At 68.4% G+C, this 13,396-nt stretch carries 5 protein-coding genes and 4 pseudogenes; 3 read left to right on the top strand and 6 right to left on the bottom strand.

The genetic code is table 11. The features are described from left to right. Nucleotides 1-2,289 precede the first annotated feature (2,289 nt). Nucleotides 2,290-3,493: pseudogene (locus AC07DW_RS31200) on the top strand (IS256 family transposase); the annotation flags it as partial. Between the two features lie 3 nt (nucleotides 3,494-3,496). Here the strand turns inward: AC07DW_RS31200 and AC07DW_RS31195 are convergent. The 4 genes and pseudogenes from AC07DW_RS31195 to AC07DW_RS31180 form a co-directional block, all read right to left on the bottom strand. After that, nucleotides 3,497-3,783 (bottom strand): annotated as a pseudogene (locus AC07DW_RS31195) (hypothetical protein); the annotation flags it as partial. A 926-nt stretch (nucleotides 3,784-4,709) separates the two neighbouring features. After that, nucleotides 4,710-5,063 (bottom strand): annotated as a pseudogene (locus tag AC07DW_RS31190) (DUF6009 family protein); the annotation flags it as partial. A 124-nt stretch (nucleotides 5,064-5,187) separates the two neighbouring features. Next, nucleotides 5,188-6,741, bottom strand: coding sequence for a DNA primase family protein (locus tag AC07DW_RS31185; RefSeq protein ID WP_478861021.1), 1,554 nt, complete (start codon nucleotides 6,739-6,741; stop codon nucleotides 5,188-5,190). After that, nucleotides 6,738-7,766 carry a bifunctional DNA primase/polymerase gene (locus AC07DW_RS31180; protein ID WP_478861022.1) on the bottom strand — a complete coding sequence of 343 codons (1,029 nt, stop codon included), beginning with the start codon at nucleotides 7,764-7,766 and terminating at the stop codon, nucleotides 6,738-6,740. Before AC07DW_RS31180 ends, AC07DW_RS31185 begins: the two co-directional genes overlap by 4 nt. A 1,238-nt stretch (nucleotides 7,767-9,004) precedes the next feature. On the opposite strand from AC07DW_RS31180, the gene secE reads away from it, so the two are divergent. After that, entirely contained in the window at nucleotides 9,005-9,286 is a 282-nt protein-coding gene (gene secE / locus AC07DW_RS31175; protein WP_478861020.1) for a preprotein translocase subunit SecE, read from the top strand. 1,478 nt (nucleotides 9,287-10,764) lie between these two features. Continuing rightward, nucleotides 10,765-11,668: pseudogene (locus AC07DW_RS31170) on the top strand (transposase). Nucleotides 11,669-12,058: 390 nt separating this feature from the next. On the opposite strand, the gene AC07DW_RS31165 reads toward AC07DW_RS31170, so the two are convergent. Together AC07DW_RS31165 and AC07DW_RS31160 are read right to left on the bottom strand one after the other, a co-directional pair. Continuing rightward, on the bottom strand, nucleotides 12,059-12,499 hold the full coding sequence (locus tag AC07DW_RS31165) for a hypothetical protein (protein ID WP_478861019.1): 441 nt from the start codon (nucleotides 12,497-12,499) through the stop codon (nucleotides 12,059-12,061). A gap of 278 nt (nucleotides 12,500-12,777) precedes the next feature. Then, entirely contained in the window at nucleotides 12,778-13,293 is a 516-nt protein-coding gene (locus AC07DW_RS31160) for a transposase (protein ID WP_478861018.1), read from the bottom strand. Between the last annotated feature and the right edge of the window lie 103 nt (nucleotides 13,294-13,396).

Below are 13,396 nucleotides of genomic sequence, written 5' to 3'. Positions count from 1 at the left end.
GGCGCACGCTTCGAAAAGGGCCACCTCATCGAACAAGAAGAGACCCTCGCAGCATGAACCACACCAACTGATCCACAAGTCTTGACTATTGCTCGGTGTGGGCCGTCAGGGGAGTGTACGTGAGCTGCGCGCGGCTGCATGCTGCCGTGCTGCTGAGAAACCTGGCCGGGCAGCCCCTGCCGTCGCCGCTATCGGGCGTCGCCCACGCGGTCACACCCGCAGGTGTTCCGGCCCGCAAGCCTGCTTGGACCTGCCACAGATCACGGTCGGGCGCGGCGCCAGGAGTCTGCCCCGCGCCTGTTACATGGCCCGCCGCCGCACGACCGGCCCGCGCTCGCCGGTACGGGCGCGCGGCACACGCTCGTCACCGCTTTGCGGCGGTGTCCAGGGATCCCCACTCCAAGGGCAAGCCGCCCGGCGTGCCCGACGCGACGCGGTGGTGAGCGGGCGGCGCCATGGGCACACTGGTAGTGGCGTATATCGCCCTTGCGGAAAAGGATCGGGGTGGCTGGTGATGTCAGTGCCAGTGACGGTTCAGCTCACGCCGGACGGTTACACAGTCAGATGCAGCGGGACCGACATCGTCGGGCATGGCCCCACCGAGTCGGCGGCCTGGACCGATTTTCAGGCGGCGCTCCGCGCCGGGTGGAAACCTCCCGAAGATCTCATGCCGTCCTCTGACACCGGCAAGAGGACGACAAACCGTGTTGTCACCAAACGGCGGATACGGACGATCCGGGTGCGGGATTTGTTCGGTTAGGCACGGACCGTCCCGGTGGTGTGTCACCCATAGTGGCAATACGGCCCGCTGGTGAGCCCGTGCGGCACGTACCGCCGTACAGAAGTGGCTGGCCCGTGCTGCACGGCGGGGGTGAGGGGGAAACTGGGTATTTCCGCGGCTGTTCCGCGGCTGTCATGCCACCGTGCCGGGCCCGGGGGGAACATTCACGCCACGCTCGCGGCACCAGCGGGGCAAGGACAGCGCCCCGGCCCGCCAGGGTTCTGCCGCCGCGGCGCGCCAGAGCAGTTCGGGGCTTCGCCGTCTCGTTCCCGTGACCGATGCCAGAGGCTGGCCCCGCCGGCCCGCCCGGCGGTTCTTTCCGGCAGCGATCCCGTAGTTCGGCACCGGTCCAGGCTGCCGGGCGGCCGTCATCGTCAGCGCTCTTCCGGCCGGCGGCTGCCCGGCGGTGGTGACACCACTTCCCGTTGCCGCGGACAGCAGGGCCGTTTCACGTAGTGTCCGGAGAACGTCACCGCACGTATCAAGCCGCAGAGATCAGGGTGTGTCTGGGGGACGGCCACAGTCCGGTTCCCGGCCGCCGGGGCTTCGGCAGCCGCCTGCCAGGACCGGGGCGGGCTTTGCGCACGGTCTGGTATGGATGTTCCTCAGCCACCGCGCCCTGCCGCGGGGGTGCGGTGGCATGACCGCCGCGGAAATGATGGACTGGGGGAGGGGTAAACGCCCTTCTGAGATGGTCGTGATGGCGATGGGTGGTCACCGGCTGTGGGTGCGGCGGCTGGAGGAGCTGGGCCTGCCGGGCTATGCGCTCTCAGGGGGACCGCTCCTTGGAGCGGTGTGTGCCGTCATCTTTGCGGCGGTGCTGGTTTCGGCATGCCGGGCTTCTGTGCAACCTGCGGTGCTGCCCGCCGATGACAGTCGCCGGCCGGTGACGGTGACGGCCACCGTCACTGAAACGCCGCCGCAGCCGGATGAGCTGCCGGACACGCCCGCCGGCTCCCCGCCCATGGTGCCACCGGTTCCGGCGCCCTCTGAGCTGCCCCGGCAGCCCTCCCCTGGAGAGTCTCCCGGCGTTTCACCACCGGCGCAGCCGCCGCCCGACCCCGCGCCTGACCCGCCACCCAGTGGCACTGCTGCGCAGCCGCCCTCCCCGCCGGCAGCAGGGATCCCCGGGGAGGGGACGTTCATGGTGGGGGATGACATCCAGGCCGGAACATATCGCACACAAGGGCCCGCAGGGGAGGGGCCGTGCGTGTGGGAACGGCTGAAAGACACCAGCGGGGAGTCGGGGGGCGTGCTGGCCGGGGACGTGACCGAGGGCCCTGCGACGGTGACTGTTGCTGCGGCGGATGCCGCGTTCAGGACCTTTAACTGCGGCCCTTGGCAGCAGGTCTCTCCATAGCGGGTTCCGGCCGGAGCAGTGCTCAGAACCTGTGGATCGGCCTGGGGAGGGGTGCCTCGCGGGACGCGGAGGGCGTACCTTCCCGGGTGATCGACTCAAGGTCACCGAGTAGGCCCGCGCTGCGAACGCGGGTCGGGAAGGCACGCCCGTGCTCAGCGTAGTCAACGAAGACGGCACCACCGCCAGCGGTACTTCTCTGATAGACGAGATCGTCCGGGAGGGCGCCCGGCGGATGCTGGCCGCCGCCCTGGAAGCAGAGGTCGAGCAGTACATAGCCGAACTCGCCGGCCGGCGCGATGAGGCCGGCCGTCGGCTGGTGGTCCGCAACGGCAGGCACCGGCCGCGGACGGTAACCACGGCCGCAGGGCCCGTCGAGGTCGCGGTCCCGCGGGTCAACGACAAGCGCGTCGATGAGGCATCCGGCGAACGGATGCGGTTCTCCTCGAAGATCCTGGCCCCGTGGTGCCGCAAATCCCCAAAGATCAGCGAAGTCCTGCCCCTGCTCTACCTCCACGGCCTGGCATCGGGCGACTCATGCCCGCGATGGAGCAGTTCCTTGGATCTCCGGCCGGGCTGTCACCGGCCACGGTCACCCGGCTGACGAAGCAGTGGACCGCCGAGCATGCCGCCTTCCAGGCTCGTGACCTGGCCGATTCCGGTTACGTATATGTGTGGGCCGACGGAGTCCACCCCAAGATCCGCCTGTCCCAGACGCACTCCTGCCTCCTGGTCCTGATGGGCGTCCGCGTCGACGGGACCAAGGAACTCATCGCGATCGCCCAGGGCCTGCGCGAGTCAACCGAGTCGTGGGCGGATCTACTGCGGGACTGCCGCCGGCGCGGGATGCGCGACCCGATGCTCGTTGTCGGCGACGGAGCTATGGGATTGTGGCGAGCTCTGGCGGAGGTGTTCCCCGCCGCCAGGCACCAAAGATGCTGGGTTCACAAAACCCGCAACGTCATGAACGCCCTGCCGAAATCCGCGCACCCCGGCGCCAGGAAGGCGCTCCAGGAGATCTGCAACGCTGAGGACCGCACCCACGCCGAGAAGGCGCTCACCGCGTTCGACAAGGCATACGGGGCGAAGTGGCCCAAGGCCGTGAAGAAGATCACCAGCGAGGTGGACGAGCTGCTGGCCTTCTACGACTTCCCCGCCGAACACTGGATCCACCTGCGCACCACGAACCCCATCGAGTCGACCTTCAGCACGGTAAGCTCCGGACCAAGGTCACCCGCGGCGCCGGCAGCCCTACCGCCGCCCTCGCCATGGTATTCAAACTCGTCGAGTCCGCCCAAGTCCGCTGGCGCGCGGTCACCGGCGCTCATCTCGTCGCGCTGGTCCGCGCTGGCGCCCCCCAGCAGGCTGCTGATCTGCGCTTCCAGTGCCCGGCGCTGGTCATGGACCGCGGCGAGCGAGGCGGCCAGAGAGGGAGGGTGCCCGTGCCGGGAACGACGACGGTCTGCTCGTCGAGTGCGGTGAAGACGTCGTCGATCAGCCGTTGGGCCATCCGCGGGGCCTTCGGGCGGATCAGCCGGCCCGCGCCGGTCTTCGCCTCGCCCGGGGAGAGGCCGGCGATCCGTTGCATGGCAAGTCCTGGCAGGCAGGCGCCCTGACAGCCCGTGTCGCGGGCGACGGCCAGCGGCGATGGAGGCGGGCGACGTCCAACCACGTCAAACCCGAGGAAGACGCCCACGCTGCTGGTGTCGATCACCATGCCCCCACTCACTCACTCAGTGCCGTGCTGGCCTGGTCGTCGGGGCCGTTCTCGCACATCCACGTTATGCAGGCCTGCCGCCCGCGTACTGCCGGCCTTGCGCCGGGCCGACCGGTGGCCGGGTCTCTCATCAGCGTCTCCGACGGCACCCCACGGGCCCGGCGACACCACCCCTCAGGTCATCCGCTCGACAGGGGGCAACAGCCATGCCAGGCCCGGAGGCCAGCGGCCCTCTTGCAGGACCGCGAAAACATAACTGTGAGTTCTTCTGCGGCCCGGGATGGGTTGCTGCCAGGCTCGACGCCGATGATCCGGCATGACTCGAAATGGGGCGCCGGGCTGAGGCGCAGCGCGCGGAACCGGAGCTGTCTTCCCGGACCGCGCACCCTGGCGGCGGGCCCTCGAGGTGGCCGGCGGAAGCGAGGAGATCCCCGGGGAACGCAGCGGGTGCGTCTGCCTGGCGAGGGACGGCAGCGGGCGGGGCGGCTGCGGAACGGGGGGCGCCGGCAGTATCTGGGAACGGCGTCTTCGAAACTGCGCCGGCCACGACTATGAGGGCTGGGCGGGTGGGGCGGGGAAAGCCACGGGGAGCCGGGTTGCCGGCCGCGGTGCCCTGGGGTCCCGTAGCGGCCCGGGGATCCCGGCGGCCGGTATCCCCGGCCCGGGCCACTCCGATGCAAGACCGCCCGGCTGCCGGCGGCAGCCGCACCAGCCGGCACCTGGCCGGGGGCACCCGCGGGAAGGGGTCAGCCGCCCGCTGCCCCGTCCTGGCACGGGGTGGCTGCAGAGCATGGCGCCGTGTGCTGTGCGGACCGGCACGGCCGCACAGCAGCAAGCGGTGCGGCGGGAACGGGACCGTGCTGAGAGCGGGCGGTCTTTTCCCCGACTTTCCCCGCGCTGACTGTCCGGGGGTCGACAGCTTCGCCCGGCGCGCCATTGCGGTAGATGCCATGGGGGTCATTGGCCCGGTCGTGCGGGTAGAGGAAGAAGACACGCCGTTTATACAGGCCGCTGTCGGGGTCGGCGGGGGCTTCTTTGCCGAGTGTGCTGTAGCCGACCATGCGGCCCGGGCGTGCGTAGGGGGGTCTGCTGGCCTTGCGGGTGGTTTTGTCCAGGGCCTGGCGTACGTAATCGAAGCTCTCGGGGTCTTCCAGCCACACCACTTCGGCTTCGTGGGAGAGGTCGCTCTCGGTCAGTAGCGAACTCATGGCCGCTCGCCCTTTCTCGTGGGGCCGTTCCTGCCGGGGCCGGCTGGGTCCTGGGGGTGTTCCATCCTAGAACGGCGGCCCGCCGGCCCGGAGGCTTTCGGGCCGGCCGCCTTCGGGCCGGCGGTCATTCGGCTGTCAGCGCGATGTTGGGATAGTACTTGCGGCCGTTCGACTTGATCATGTCGGCCGGAGTGGCCAGCCCGATTTCCTGCCGGACCCGCTGGGCGAAAGTGCGTTTGGACGCGGCCCTGATCTCCTCTCCCGCACCGCACCAGGCGCTGTAGGCCGCATAGAGCTGGCCCTGCTCGACCCGCAGGTCGCCGGCCTGGCCGGAGCCGGTGGTACAGCATTCGGCCAGGAAGCGCCCGATGTGGTCCTCGGTGGTGGCGTAGGCGTCGGTGGCCATGCGGACACGGCCGGGCCCGGAGAGCGGATCGCGGGTTTCCAGATACCGCTGCGCTCCCTGGATGAGCCACAGCAGGATGCCCGGGCCTTCATCACGTACCAGTTCGAAAGCAAGATTGTCGATCTTCCGGGCGTCAGGGACGACACGCTCGAAGGGAATGAGCCGGATGCGGCGCCAGAAGGCAAAGCCGCCGGTAGAGACCTCCGGGCGGTGGTTGCCCAGGAGCCAGAGGTGATGGGTGGGGGTGAAGGAGAAAAAATCCTGCCGCATGCGGCGCGCCTTGATTTTATCCCCGCCGGTCAGCAGCCTTACCCGGGCCTCGTCGAACTTGTCATTCGGCTTCAGCTCGCTGCATACCACCAGGCGCCGCCCGTGCAGTTCGGTCAGTTCCGTGGAGTGCTCAGAATAGGCACCCCGGTCCATGAGGAACCCGGGCGGGGCCGCGTCCGCATAGTCACCCAGGATCTGGATCATGACATCCAGCAGGACCGATTTCCCGTTCTTTCCCTGCCCGTGAAGGAACGGCAGAACCTGCGCACCCACATCCCCGGTGATGGAATAACCGAGCAGCAGGTGCAGGAAGCCGATCATTTCCTCACCCTCGGGGCCCTCCCCGAACGTGTCGTGCAGGAAACGGTGCCACCGCGGCGTCGGCATCGGCTGAGGACCCACGCTGGTGCTCCTGGAGTGGAAGTCCCGGCCCGGGTCGGCGCAGCGCAGGAGCCCCGAACGCAGGTCTACCACGCCGGCCGGAGTGCACAGCTCATAAGGGTCACCATCAAGCGTGTCAGGATCCAGCGACAGATCGGGACTGGCCTTGGCCTGCGCAAGCAGGGCCTTCTGGCCGCTGGTCGACAGCGATCTCCTCTTGTGGCAGCCCAGCTCCCGGTCACTGAAACGGCCCTGCGGGTCGCTCTCGGCGATGCCTTCGGCCATTTCCCCTGCCGCCCACAAAGCGGCTTTCTCCCCCCCTGCGCGCTTCCACCGGCAACCGTCCCAGACAAACCACCCCAGGCCCTCAACATGCCGGAACCGGCCCCGGTACATCTCGACGAACAGACGCGCGTTACCACGGTCAGTCAGGGTCGGCGGCACATGCCCCGTCCCGGGAAACGCTCCGGCGCCAGCGACGGAAGCGACTGAAGCGACCGAAGCCGGGGGAGTGGCGCGCGGATTGTGCACGGGCAGCGTGATGCCGTCCTGCATAGCCAGATGCAGTATCTGGCGGGCTGCGCCCGCAGCATCGAAGAACGGGCCACCGGCTGTACTCATCGGTGTCCTTCCCGGCCCAGCGGCCGCACCGCACCAGCGGCCAGCCCGGCCCTGATGATCCGCGCACTGCGGCCGGCCTGCCACGGGCGGGCATAAGCCGCCGCCTCCGCCAGCAGGCCTGCCGCCTCGTCATAGGAAACGCACCCTCCCCCCACCAGGCCCCCAGCGGTGTAAGCGGCCCGGTTCAGCTTCTCACTGAAACCCATCCCCTGCGCCGACGCGGCACAGCCGCGCACCTCACCCAGCAGCGGACCGAGAATCCCTGCCCCCCGCACAGCGCCCGTACGTCGCACAGCACCGCCGGGCGGCTCCCCCTGGCGGGGGGCCGCCCGGGGAAGCGCATGACCGGTACGCGCCAGTTCCCTGGCCAGCCACGCCGGCAGCGGCGCCGGCACCCGGGCCGTGCCCACCGCCTCATACACCCCGGCCGCCGTCCGGTTACCGGGCGCGATGATGTAGCCGTTCCCGGACCGCACATCGACCTGCCACGCCAGCGCCCTCCCGCCGCCTGACCCCGCCGAGGAACGGAAACCCGCCCCTCCGCGGGCCCGCCGGTACCACACATGCATCCCCCCCGACGGAGTCCGCACCCGCAGAGTCTGCTCATCCTCCGCCGGATTCCGGCCTCCGCACAGCGCCGCCAGCAAAGCCAGTGTGTCGTACCCCGAAGCAAGACCTCTCAGATCCACCAGGTCATGAATCGCAATCCCCGGAAGCAACCGCCCCCGCTCCGGCACATCCACCGCATGCGCATCGATATCGATCACAACCAGCTCCGCCGGACCGCATGACACCCCCACCCCCAGGCGCGGATCACGGCCCCACCACTGACCGATACGGCCCGGATCCGTCGTCGCGGCGTGAAAACCATGGCACCACCGTCCCGCCGCAATGCACGCACAGCCCCGCGGACCGTGGCCCCCTTTCCGGCAGAGCCCGCAATTAGCAACCGGAATCTTCCTGCCAGGAACCAGCGGATGCACCGGCCAGCCACGTGCCGCACACCACTCCGCCACCTCCCGCATACCCATCCGCCCGGCACCCACATCCCGAACAACGCCCCGGCCGGCCCCCCGGCCGCTCCTGACACCGCACCTGTCCCCGCTTCCCCGCTCCAGCGCCAAAGAATCAGCCAGCACAAAGAGCGCCTCCCCCAAGGGACTGAAGGGACCGGGAATCAAAACAAGGAGGCGATCATAACCGCGGAGGACACCCCATACGGACCACGGTCCCTTGAGTCCCTCCACCCCCTGCCTCACCGGCACATCACGCCCGCGCGCACAGAGCGCACCATGAAGAGTTTTTGGTCTCGGCACCCGCACCGGCATAGCCAGAAGGAGGGAAAAACAGCTGACAGTCACCCCCTCCGGAAAAGGCATGCCTGGCCCCCAGGAGAAGGACAGCAGGGCCGTGCGCACAAGCCAGGAAGCGGCAGCCACGACCCCCGGACCCTGGCCCGGTCCCTGAACATATGCGCAGGTCACACCCGTTCATCACAGCAGACAGGGACCGAAGCGACTCAAAGTTGCCATTATGGTTCGCTCCAGTAGAAGATCTCGCGCGTCCGTACGCGCGGACGTATAAAGCCCTATAACCCGGAATCCGGGTCCCTACAGTCCCTCACAGCACCCACCAGACGCTTCCCACCTGGGAAAACACGGCAGGGACCCAGCCCAGCCGGGAGGAACCGAAGCCCCGGCGGCCTGCCGGGGCTTCTGCGGCCTCTCACTCTCTGGTGCGCCGGGCCGGACAGACAGCGGCCCGGCCCCCCAGGCCAGCCAGGCGCCCCCCGGCAGGCGCGCCTGCGGGCCGGCGGGGGCGCTTCCCTCCAGCCGGCTCCAGCGCCTCCCGGCAAGCCGGAATTTTTTCAGTCGCTGCTGAAACCAGCAGGTGAGGCTGATACAGCACAAACGGCAGCGACCGAAGCGACCCAGCTCCTGTAATGCCCTGCCCCCAGCAGGTAATCCGGACATTTTGTGCATAAGGAAAAAACTGCGGGCTTTTCCTCCCGGGCGCCCTGCCCTGCTGCTCAGCTGCTGCCGCTGGGTTCACGGCCCCGGCGGGCGGAGCCCCCGGGGCCACCCGATGGCCCGGCCGCTTCCCGGTCGGCACCGATCCCGCCATAACACGCCGCCATCTGTATCTCCCGCCCCCGGTACGCGGCCCCGCCGGCCGCGCACCCGCCCCGCCACGGGTAACATCCGGGCAAAGGGAGTGGCCTGTAGTTACTTTTCCGTAACCCCGCACCGATCGGTGGCATCCTTTGACCAGAGGCCAGGGCTCTCCGCAGGAGCCTGATGAAAAGAGCGCACCGGCAGCCCCGGAAAAACGCAAGCGGGGGTTTTCCGCCCCAGCAGGCCTTGTACGCCGTTTCTCGCGTTTCCTCCGGGAAATCATGGCAGAGCTGCGCAAAGTGGTGTGGCCCGCGCGGGACCAGATGATGACCTACACCTTCGTGGTCATCGTCTTTGTACTGGTCATGATCGGCCTGGTGACTCTGGTTGACTACGGATTCCGGGAAGCTGTCCGCCACATTTTCGGCTGATCGGCAAGGCCCCCTTGCACAACCCGGGGCCAGTCACTGGCTGCTGACAGACAGACCCCTCCTGCCGGGCATCCAGCCCCGGGCACGGGAGCGTGCTCCCCGGGAAAGCAGCCCGGCCATTTCCGGCTCAGGCCCCCGGATTTCCCTGCCGCAGAAACGACGCGTCCCACTACAACCGGTCAGCAGAAAGGGTTCCTCACCCGGAACGGGCGCAATCGCAGCCGTATCCCCCAGCGCGGCGGTATCTGGCCGCCGAGATCTGTCACCGATTTCCGCAGCGGTGAGCAGTCGGCCCGGACCGCGCCCCAGAAATCCAGCCACGCATCCGCCTCAGTGGGCCCGCGCCCCACCACATCTGAACGGCTGCACGACACCACGTAACCATATGGCGTCACCTCAACCGATACACCGCCATCGCTCTCCACAGCCCTTCACCACCTGCTCCGTCTGCCCCCGTCACCACCTGCCCCGGCCACGCTGGGAGAGGTGTTTCCGGGTCACGCAGCCATAACCGGCACACATATGCCGCCTCGCCGCTTCCCGGCAGGCGGCTGCCCGTGCCGTCCCCGGCACCCGGTGCTTCCCGCGACCTGCAAAACACGGACACCCGGAACAAAAGGCCCCTTACAGTCTGCCTGCCTCCTGCCTGCCGCGCACCCACAGCAAGTGGCCCGCTTCCCAGGTCTTCCACAGCGCTACGGGGCGGCACAGTCACGCACCCTGCGCCACACCGCCGCTGCATCCCGGACGGCACCGGGCCACCGGCGGGGCATCTGCAGCCCGGAACCGCTACCGGGCCGTGACTGGCGCGCAGACCCCCGGCCAGGCACGGTGCCTGACAGCCGGCTCCGGCACGGCACCCGGCTGCCCTGATGCCTGCCAGGCCCGCACAGAACCCGGGCCCGGCCGGTGTGCCCCCCGGTATCCCTCCGCAGCCGTAATGAAGCAGCCAGCCAGGAGATTTCCCCAGGCGGGGCCTGACGCTCTTCCCGCAGGCTTAGGGTGGCAGCATGACTCCTCTGCCCGAGCACCACACCAACCCCCGCGGAGCCCTGGCGGCCGCTTCCGGGCAGAGCTGCGGTCCCCTGAAGCCCCGTTGCCAGCCGTGCGCGGGCACGGACGGCTCGCCTCCACTGCGGACAGCAGCGCCCCCGCTCCGGGCCCGGAAGGCGGAGCGGTGAGCCTGTGGCGGGAGGTGCTGACCGCGCTCAGCGACCCCACCCTTGACGACGCAGCCCGGGAACGCATTATCGCCCGCGGAGCGGCCAGCCTCGCCCTCAGCCGCACCCTGCCCAGCAGACCGCCCACCCCGGCTGACGTGATAACACTGGCGTTCTTCGAGTTCGCTGTGCTCCTGCATCCCGACACCGCTCGCGCTGCTCTGCAAGAAGCTCACCGCCGGTGACCCAACCCGCGTGAGGCCGCGCCCCTGCGCCTGCCCAGGACAAGCCTGCGCAGGGACCGGCCGGCAACTTGTCGTGCCCGCCCCGGCCAGCGGCCACGCGACGGGACTCTATGTGAAGACCGACGACCTGCTGAAAGCCGCCCGCAAATGGCGCCGTGGCGTCCGGCGGCGGGGATCGCCCCGCAGCTCACCGACGCCGGACTCGTCACGCTGGCGATGATGCGGGCCATGCTCGGCTTCACCTCCGAGGCCAGGTGGCTCCGGCACGCCCGCGTAAACCTGAGGCACCTCTTCCCGTACCTGCCCCAGCAGCCCGGCTACAACAAGCGCCTGCGCAGGGCCGCAGAGCTGCTGCGGCGGGTCACGCGGCTGCTGGCCACCGACACCTCCGCGTGGAGCACCGACGTGTGGATCGTCGACTCCACCCCGGTGGAATGCGGCCGTTCTCGCGAGACCGTCAACGCTCAGACCCTGAGTACGGGTACTGCGCCAGCCACAGCCGCTCCTTCTGGGGCCTGCGCCTGCACTCGGTCTGCACCCTTCAGGCTTGCCCGTCACGGTCCCCCCCCGACCGGTGCCAAGGCCGACGAAAGCGAAACCGTGCTGGACCTGCTCGCCGCCGAACCGGGACCTGACCGCCGCCCGCCCTGGACAGACACTGATCGGCGACAAGAAGTACTTCGGCCGTGATTTCGAGCACCAGCTGGCCGAGCAGCACGATCCAGCTGCTGCGGCCGGCCGCAAGGGCGAGCCGGAACGGCCCGGCGCTCAGCTGCTCAGCCCATTAACGACAGGGCATCGAGTCGGTCAACGAGACCTTCAAGGGCCAACTCAACCTCGAACAGCACCGAGGCCGCACACCCGCCGACGTAATCACCTGCATCATGCAGCGGGTCCTCGCACTGACCGCCGCGATCTGGCACAACGACCACACTGGCCAGCCCGTCCTCCGCTCACTGATCGACTACGACCGCTGACTTGGAATCGATCATAGACGAGTATCCCCAGAGCAAGAACCGTGCTGAGCTGCTTCCCGGAGGCGTAACCCGGCAGAGATGGCCAACTTGTTCTGCAGCCCAAATACCGGCAGACAGACAGCATTCTGCGTCCTGGAGCCCGAAACCCGGTTCTCCGGCCCGGAGCGTGATACAACCTTGCCGCAATCATGGCCGGCCGTATCCCTGTGACCATCGAGACAGACTGCAACAGCAGTAACGTGCACGTGAACCAGCCCCCGGCTCTGCTGAACCAGTGCTGAACCAGCTGGCCCCTGAAATCCGGTGACCAGCAGAGCTGCCAGCAGCCCCAGTGGCATCAGCACCGCAACTGTTCCAGCCCTGCACCTGTCCGGATCGCACCGCCATTAATCACGAACGGACTTCAAAAATGGTCTGGCTTCCCGCTGCAGCATGACCGGTCACCGTGACCGTGTTGGCAGTCCCGCTTGTGTAAGCATCCGACCAGTAGTCGTACCCCCAGACGTTTGACCGGGCGATCAGAGAATAATTGCCGCCGACGGCGTCGGAAAAATCAAGGGCATAGTTGTCACGGTAAGAACTTCCCCGGTCGACTTCGAAGTAGTGCCAAGCTCCGGGAGGGATTTGATCACCCACCCGGACACCTGTTATAGGCATGGGCCTGGCGCCGTCGTAGGTAGCGAGATAGCGAATGTTCTCCAGCGTGAGGGTGTCGTCCGTGTGATTCACGATGTAATACCCGTTTGTCAATGCCTGCGCCGTGACTGCATCGGCACTCTCCAGCTGGCGCGGCTGCGCAGCTGAAGGGACCGGCCACGCGAAGAGAACCATCCCAGTGACTGAAAGAGCAATCACCAACGGGCGCCTGAACGACACTCTGCTTCCCTCCCGAGGAGACATGCTGTTTGCTTCGTCAACGTTTCATCTCTCCGGTGGGCACACTGCCGGCCGGATGGGCAAAAAGGCGGCTGCCCCGCCCCGCCGAACGGCCCAGGCCAATCGTTCACCACCGGCCCAGCCGCGCCCGGCGGCACCGCAAAAAGCGCATCGCACCGCGGCGGACAAAAGTCTGCCCGCCGACGGGCCACCGCACAGCCCTGAAAAACAGGTCAGTTGCCGCGGGACCACGGAAGCGCGGGCCCGGCACGAACCCGCACTGGCTGGCTGGCTTGCCGCCGCGCCCACAGGGTGCCGACCGCGATGTGACGCTTGCGGCCGTTGGTCTTTTTGGCCATGTCGAAGCCCCGGCTCGTGGCGCCGACGGTCTCTGCGGCCCGTACCGACTGCGAGTCGATGACCGCGGCGGTCGGTTCGGGGTCGCGATTGTCCCGGCGGCGGACCTGGTCGCGCAGCCAGTCGTGCAGCTCGTCCACCGCCTGGGAACGTGTCCAGCGCAGGAAGAACTTGCAGACCGTGCTGAATGGCGGGAAGTCCACTGGCAGAGCCCGCCACTTGCAGCCGTTGTCCACCACGTACCGGATGGCGTCCACGATCACCCGACGGCAGTGAACCCCGGGCCGGCCGCCCCGGCCCCACAACCACGCCGGCAGCGGCAGCCGCCGGCTGATGACATCCCACTCACCATCGGTCATGTCCGATGGGTAGCGCCGCGGCCGGGCCACCATGCCCGACACCTTACGACCTTGGGGGAAATTGAGGTCGGGCCGTCTTGGCCTGGTGGTTCGGCTGGTGGGTGATCAGCAGGCCGTCGTGCGGACGAGGACCAGT

This window comes from Streptomyces sp. NPDC045701, assembly GCF_056432045.1.
The sequence above is the reverse complement of the archived record's forward strand: the minus strand, read 5'-3'. Positions and strand labels throughout refer to the sequence as shown.

Excerpts from the sequence above, each read along its gene's own strand:
- AC07DW_RS31185 (WP_478861021.1), bottom strand. The coding sequence starts at position 6,741 with ATGAGTACAGCCGGTGGCCCGTTCTTCGATGCTGCGGGCGCAGCCCGC.
- AC07DW_RS31180 (WP_478861022.1), bottom strand. The coding sequence starts at position 7,766 with ATGCGGGAGGTGGCGGAGTGGTGTGCGGCACGTGGCTGGCCGGTGCAT.
- AC07DW_RS31165 (WP_478861019.1), bottom strand. The coding sequence starts at position 12,499 with ATGGTTCTCTTCGCGTGGCCGGTCCCTTCAGCTGCGCAGCCGCGCCAG.
- AC07DW_RS31160 (WP_478861018.1), bottom strand. The coding sequence starts at position 13,293 with ATGGTGGCCCGGCCGCGGCGCTACCCATCGGACATGACCGATGGTGAG.